Raw genomic sequence first — 5,818 nt, forward strand, 5'->3', positions numbered from 1 at the left:
CCGCATATCTCCGCCTTCCACGACGCGGAACGTCTCTCCGACCGGGAGACGCCGCTGTCGGAGTATCACCCGGCGTTCCACGTCACCGACCCCGAACCCGACACCGACCCCGACGGCGGCGACAGCAGTGGCGGTGGCGGTCGTGGTGGTGGTGGGGTGCGGGCGTCGATGTCGGCCAGTTCGGCTGCGGAGGACGCGATCGCGCTGGTGACGATGCTCGGCTGGGAGCCGGCGACCGCCCGGACCTCGGTGGAGCACATCTGCGGTGCGCTGGCGAAAGCCGGGGCCCGGCACACCGCGTACGAGAACCTGCGCCGGGATCAGTACGCCCGTGCGCTGCTTGATCTGCCGGGCCGGTCGTGGAGCGCCTTGTTGAAGGTGCTGCTGGGGAACCCGCATCCGGGCCTGTCGGCGACCCCGGCCGGGCGCGGGGTGCTGTTGCGGCTGTTGATCGGCGAGTCGTTGGCGACGTTGCTGCGCGATGACGATCTCGTGCTGACGATCTGCCTGGCCGCGCCCAAAGGCCGCCAGTAAGCAGAGCGAGAGGGGGTGAGTGGTTGTGGGTATCGAGTTGGAGCGCACGGTCGAGTCGATCCAGGTCGGCCACCGCCACCGTGCCGACCTGGGCGATATCGAGGCGCTGGCGGCCTCGATCCAGGAGCACGGCCTGTTGCAGCCGATCACGGTGACCCCGGAGGGGGTGCTGGTGTGCGGGCGGCGTCGGCTGGCGTCTGAACCGCGAGATCCGCCGCCGCACCGACTCGGTGGGCATCTTCCCCTCCCGCGAGGCGATCGTCCGCCTCGTCGGCGCGGTCCTGGCCGAGCAGACCGATGAATGGGCCGAAGGACGCCGCTACCTCGGCCTCGACGTCCTCGCCCGCTGCCGCCTCACCCTCACCACCAGTCCCGTGAACGAGGTGAGCACCGATGCACTTCCCGCGCTGACAGCCTGATCCCTATCGCCGACGGATCGCTACACCACTTCCGGGGACTTGACCGGGTGGACCACCGACTCCGTTCACGGACTTACCTATTCGGGTCGGCTTTCAGCTCTTGGTAATGGCGTTCTTCCGATACAAGCCGTGTATGCGCTGCGCACGTTCTGTAGCAGCATCGAATAGGCGCCAGTCGAGGGGCATGCAGCCTTCGGCCCACCCTGAATGCCCTTGAGAACAGAGTTCCGCAACTTGAAGCGATGCGCGCATCGTCTACTAACTTCCGCGTATCATTCTTTCAATCCTCCGTCCTTGCTAGGCCCCCGAGGTCGACATGAACTCTTTGTACATTGCCTCCTGCCAGCGCCTTCTGTCGCCATCGCCGATCGTGAGTAACGGTGAGCACTGCCCCTGGGTAATCGCGTAGCGCGTCTTCCATCTGTTCGATGAGGTCCGGCGAGAGGTGGTTGGTGGGTTCATCAAGGAGCAAAATGTCGCTGGGAGCAGACACTGCTACGGCGACTTCCATGCGTCGGCGCTGCCCAACAGATAGCTCGTTCATGCGCAACGTCAGGTCATCTGGCGAGAAGAGTCCCAGCGCGAGAAGCGTTTCTGCCGCGTTCTCGACGTAGGCGTGTGTGGCCTCCGCGAATGTATCCGCGAGCGTGCTTTTGCTCTCGCTCGCGGGCTCCTGACGGAGCCAGGCGAAGCGAAGACCAGGCCGCCGCCAGATCACGCCTTCTTGAACCACAAAATCGCCTGCAAGCGCACGTAGCAGCGTGGTCTTCCCTGCACCATTCGACCCAGAGATGAGCAGGCGGTCGCGCTCGTACACTTCAAGCGAGTCGAGCACCAGTCCCGGCCCAGCGACGTCCTGCCCGTTGGCCAAGGAATGGGCTGCCAGCAGCAATGAATGCTGGGGCGTCGCATCGGTATTCTGGTCAGACGACCGGTCCGTGAAGTCTGGCGTGAACCTCAGTGGGTCTGCGGGTCTTGGCACCGGATCTGCGTGCAGTCGTGTCACGCGCTCCTTGGCCTGTCTGACCCGTCCCGTCGCGCCGTGGTCGCTGCTTCGGGCACGGAATGCGCCGTGGCCGAAACCGGCTCTGTCCTGCTTGCGTGGTATCGCGGCGAGGCGGAACGAGTTCGATGCTAAGAGTGCCTCACTCCGGGATAGCTCCTGGCACCATGCCTCGTACTGGGCGAGAAGCCGCTGTCGCTCCGCGTCGCGCGCAGCAAGATAGCCGGCGTACCCGTTGCCATATCTCCGGAGCTCCCCGCCTTCGATCGCGACGATATCTGTTGCGATTCGATCGAGGAAAGCCCGATCGTGCGTCACGACGACGAGTGCGCCTCGATGGTGCGCGAGTCTGTCTTCCAGCCAGGCGACACCCTTGTCATCGAGGTCATTCGTGGGTTCGTCGAGGAGGAGCAGTTCTGATCCTCCGGACAGCGCCGCAGCGAGCGCAAGTCGCGTGCGTTCGCCTCCGGACAGTGACCCCACGAGACGCGTGCGATCGAGGTCACTCAGGGAAAGCTGGTCGAGCGCCGCATCGACTCTCTGGTCAACGCCGTACCCATCCCTGGCTTCAAACTGATCGGTCAGTTCAGTTAGGCCATCGAGGAGGCTGGGGAGCTCGGATTCAGGAGCATCGGCAAGTTGCTCACTGATGTTCTGCATTGCCGCCTCGATATCGCGAACGTCGACCAGCAACTGATCCAGCGCATCGGAAATCGTCGCTGCTGGCGGGAAGTGAGGCTGCTGCTCGGCCAGGGCGAGCCCGCCCGGAAGGTCGACGGCACGCTCGCCTGATGTGAGGGGGACGGCTCCTGCGAGAACCTGGAGGAGGGTCGACTTTCCGGCACCGTTGTCGCCGATCACTGCGACTCGTTCGTGAGCGCCCACAGTGATGTCGATGCTGCGGAGCACGACGCGGTCGGCGAAGCGCACGGTGCCGTTGCGGATTGCGCAGATGCGATGGCGAGCTCTCGTGGTGCTCGTAGGTTGGCTGAGTGGTGTTGGATGGGTCAAGGGGAACTCCTCTGCGCGACCGGCAGGTGAGGACACCAGCAGAATCGCAACAGGTGCGACTTAAGAAAGGAGTCGCACGGTGTACGGGGGCCTCGCGTCTGCGGCGTGACACTGCCCAGCGCGCTTAGGACCCACCACGGAGAGAACTCAACGTGATGTCCCGTACTAGCGGATCAGTGCTCCCATGACGAACAGTCTATCAGGCACGGCTGCTCAAGCCCCTGAACCCGGAGACGTGAGAGGTACGGCAGGCATTGAACGGGTCTGACGCGACATTCAAGCGCTTGGCGTTTCGACGGAGGGTCGGATAGCCTGGCACTCATGGGAACATTGATTTTCGCGCGCTGATGGCGCTCTCTGGGAAAGGCGACAGTCGCTCGTAGCGATCTGAGCGCTTCTCTTTTTGGTACCCAGATTGTCTACGCCATCGCTCGGAGTGTCCTTAGCATCCGCGCGCGCGTTCCTCTTCTCTCAATGTTCGTTGTGACGTCGGGTGCTCCAATTCCCATGCTTCTTGGAGCGCTCAAATGCGATTTCAATCAACCAATGGTGGCCGCCATGAACTCGGCCAAAACTTCCTCCGTAATCCCAACACCATCAATCGATTCGTTGCTGTCGTTCGCGAAACAGAGGGCGGCATTCTTGAGATCGGTGCTGGCGATGGGGCTATCACACGAAAGCTCTCACTACTAGGACGAGAGCTCACCGCAATCGATGTTGACGAACGATACGTCAAGCGTTTGCGGCAAAACTTCTCTACCATTCGAGTCGAGCGAGCCGACGCGTTGCGTTTCACGCTTGAGTTCCCCGTGATAGTCGGAAACATCCCCTTCAGCCTCACAACACCAATCCTGCGCCGCCTCCTCAAAGCATCCTCCTGGCATGACGCGGTCCTGCTGACCCAGTGGGAAGTTGCTCGGAAGCGCGCAGGCATTGGTGGACGCACAATGATGACTGCGCAAGCTGCTCCCTGGTATGTCTTCGAGTTGTGCGGGCGCGTACCAGCCCAACATTTCACACCGCAGCCCAGCGTCGACGGCGGCATCCTCCACGTGACTCGTCGCGAAAGACCACTCGTGCCCTCAAAGGAACGGCGGGGCTACGAGAATTTCGTGTATGCGACTTTTACCGGCAAAGGTCGCACACTCGCGCAGGTCATCACCCAGTCAACTGGAGCACCAAGCAACGACGTATCTCGAGCGCTCAGCGACCTGTCGCTAACAGCAATTCGTCTACCACGCGATCTGGACGTCGAGGCATGGGTTTCTTTGTGGTCACGACTAGCACGCAACCGGCCACGGTGATCGCGTGCATCACCCCGCGCGGACTCAGCGGACTCCTGACCGGATGCACGTTCACCGACGCACGTCGCTCAGTCTCCCCGGCCATCGCAGACCATGAGCCAGCCTGAACGAGCACGGCCCGCCGGAACAAGGTTCGTGCCGATCCACGCCAACACCCGCACCATCCACCGCCCCGTCGGCCCCGTCGCGTACGACTGCGTGAAACTCATCGTCGTGCGCGACGGGTCCGCCATCCTGTTCAGCGAATTCGGGGAACGACCGATCAACGTCGGCGACGTGGTGCTGCTGGCCGCAAACACGCTGTGCGGGTCCGAGCCAGAAGGGCACATCACGGTCTCAACGATCTACGCCGACGCCGACTACGTGCTCGACCAACTGTTCTGGCAGCACGCCGACCTCCTGTGCGACCGCCTCGACACCCAAGCCCTTGCGGACACGATCTACACCGAACCAGCGCAGATTCTGCGACTCGGTGAAGGCCGCGCCGGGATGCTCATGCCCTGGGTGGACGAGCTGGTCGCCCTCACCGCGGACGGGATCGCGCGTCACCGGTTCCACCGTGCTCAAGCTCTCTGGTTCTCGATCATCGACCAGGTGGCACCGTTCATCCGCGTCTCACCGCACCGGGCCGGCCCGAGCCAACGAGCACATATCCGGCCGACGTTGCCGCGGGATCGCCGGTTCGCACCGCTCCGCACCGAAGCGCGCGAGGTAGAGGAACTGCTCCGCGGACGTATCGCCTACGACTGGAGCTTGCCCGAACTCTCTGCTCGCGTGCACCTGTCTTCGAAGCAGCTCGGTCGCGTGTTCGTGGAGGCATTCGGGAAGACGCCGTTGGCGTATCTGACGATGCTGCGCGTGCAGGAGATGGCGCGAGTGTTGCGCGAGCCTGACGTGACGATCGCGGAGGCTGGTCGCCGGGTCGGGTGGCGCTCACGCAATCGTGCGACGGAGGCGTTCCGGGAGCATGCCGGGATCACTCCGGCGCGGTATCGGCAGATGCAGCGGATGCCCGTGAACGGGACATCTGGGCCCGGGTAATAGACGTCATCATCGGGGGCTTCGCCCGCGGGCTCGGCAGGGCTGCTATCCGGTTGTTCTACGTCAGGCGCACACGACGTTCCTGATGGCCAACCTACTGATCATTTTGTTCGCTGACCGTCTTGACACTCCGGGTTCTCCTGGCGCACCTCGCAGGTGCAGGACCGACCGCCATCGTGGTGGCCGGTCCCGCCGGGAGGAGGCCGGATCATGGCGACGAGGGAGGAAGCCCGCCAGGCGCGGGAAGCGAAGCTCGACGAGCTGCACGCCCGTCTGACCGGCGCGGTCGAGCAGCTGGTCACCGGTGATGACTGGGCCGCCGCGCTCCGGTTCGCGGCCCGGTTCCGGTCGCGGTCGTTCAACAACACACTGCTGATCTGGGTGCAGCACGCCGCTGCGTTCGCCGAAGGGCGGGTGCCGGAGCCGTTCCCGACCTATGTCGCCGGGTACAAGCAGTGGCAGCAGCTCGGGCGTCAGGTCGAGAAGGGTCAGGGCGGGTATCAGGG

At 63.8% G+C, this 5,818-nt stretch carries 4 protein-coding genes and 3 pseudogenes; 6 read left to right on the forward strand and 1 reads right to left on the reverse strand.

Going from position 1 to position 5,818, the window contains the following annotated elements; translation table 11 throughout:
* From AL3_RS18710 to AL3_RS17860, 3 pseudogenes are all read left to right on the forward strand, one after another.
* Positions 1–534, forward strand: a pseudogene (locus AL3_RS18710) (hypothetical protein); the annotation flags it as partial.
* A gap of 25 nt (positions 535–559) precedes the next feature.
* Positions 560–733, forward strand: a pseudogene (locus AL3_RS19150) (ParB N-terminal domain-containing protein); the annotation flags it as partial.
* A pseudogene (locus AL3_RS17860) lies at positions 729–953 on the forward strand (transposase); the annotation flags it as partial. The pseudogenes AL3_RS19150 and AL3_RS17860, both read left to right, overlap by 5 nt.
* 280 nt (positions 954–1,233) lie before the next feature.
* Here AL3_RS17860 and AL3_RS17865 read toward each other — a convergent pair.
* Positions 1,234–2,910 carry an ABC-F family ATP-binding cassette domain-containing protein gene (locus tag AL3_RS17865; protein ID WP_083521894.1) on the reverse strand — a complete coding sequence of 559 codons (1,677 nt, stop codon included), beginning with the start codon at positions 2,908–2,910 and terminating at the stop codon, positions 1,234–1,236.
* 584 nt (positions 2,911–3,494) lie between these two features.
* On the opposite strand from AL3_RS17865, the gene erm reads away from it, so the two are divergent.
* The 3 genes from erm to AL3_RS17875 form a co-directional block, all read left to right on the forward strand.
* The gene (gene erm / locus AL3_RS18275; RefSeq protein ID WP_083521893.1) at positions 3,495–4,271 is read left to right on the forward strand and encodes a 23S ribosomal RNA methyltransferase Erm; all 777 of its coding nucleotides are present in this window, start codon (positions 3,495–3,497) and stop codon (positions 4,269–4,271) included.
* A 135-nt stretch (positions 4,272–4,406) separates the two neighbouring features.
* Positions 4,407–5,312, forward strand: coding sequence for a helix-turn-helix domain-containing protein (locus AL3_RS17870; RefSeq protein ID WP_306303042.1), 906 nt, complete (start codon positions 4,407–4,409; stop codon positions 5,310–5,312).
* 210 nt (positions 5,313–5,522) lie between these two features.
* Positions 5,523–5,818: ArdC-like ssDNA-binding domain-containing protein (locus AL3_RS17875; protein ID WP_255220909.1), on the forward strand; the 296-nt coding region annotated here is incomplete at its 3' end.

The sequence above is a fragment of the Arthrobacter luteolus NBRC 107841 genome (assembly GCF_001552075.1).
Taxonomy (GTDB): Bacteria; Actinomycetota; Actinomycetes; order Actinomycetales; family Micrococcaceae; genus Arthrobacter_B; species Arthrobacter_B luteolus.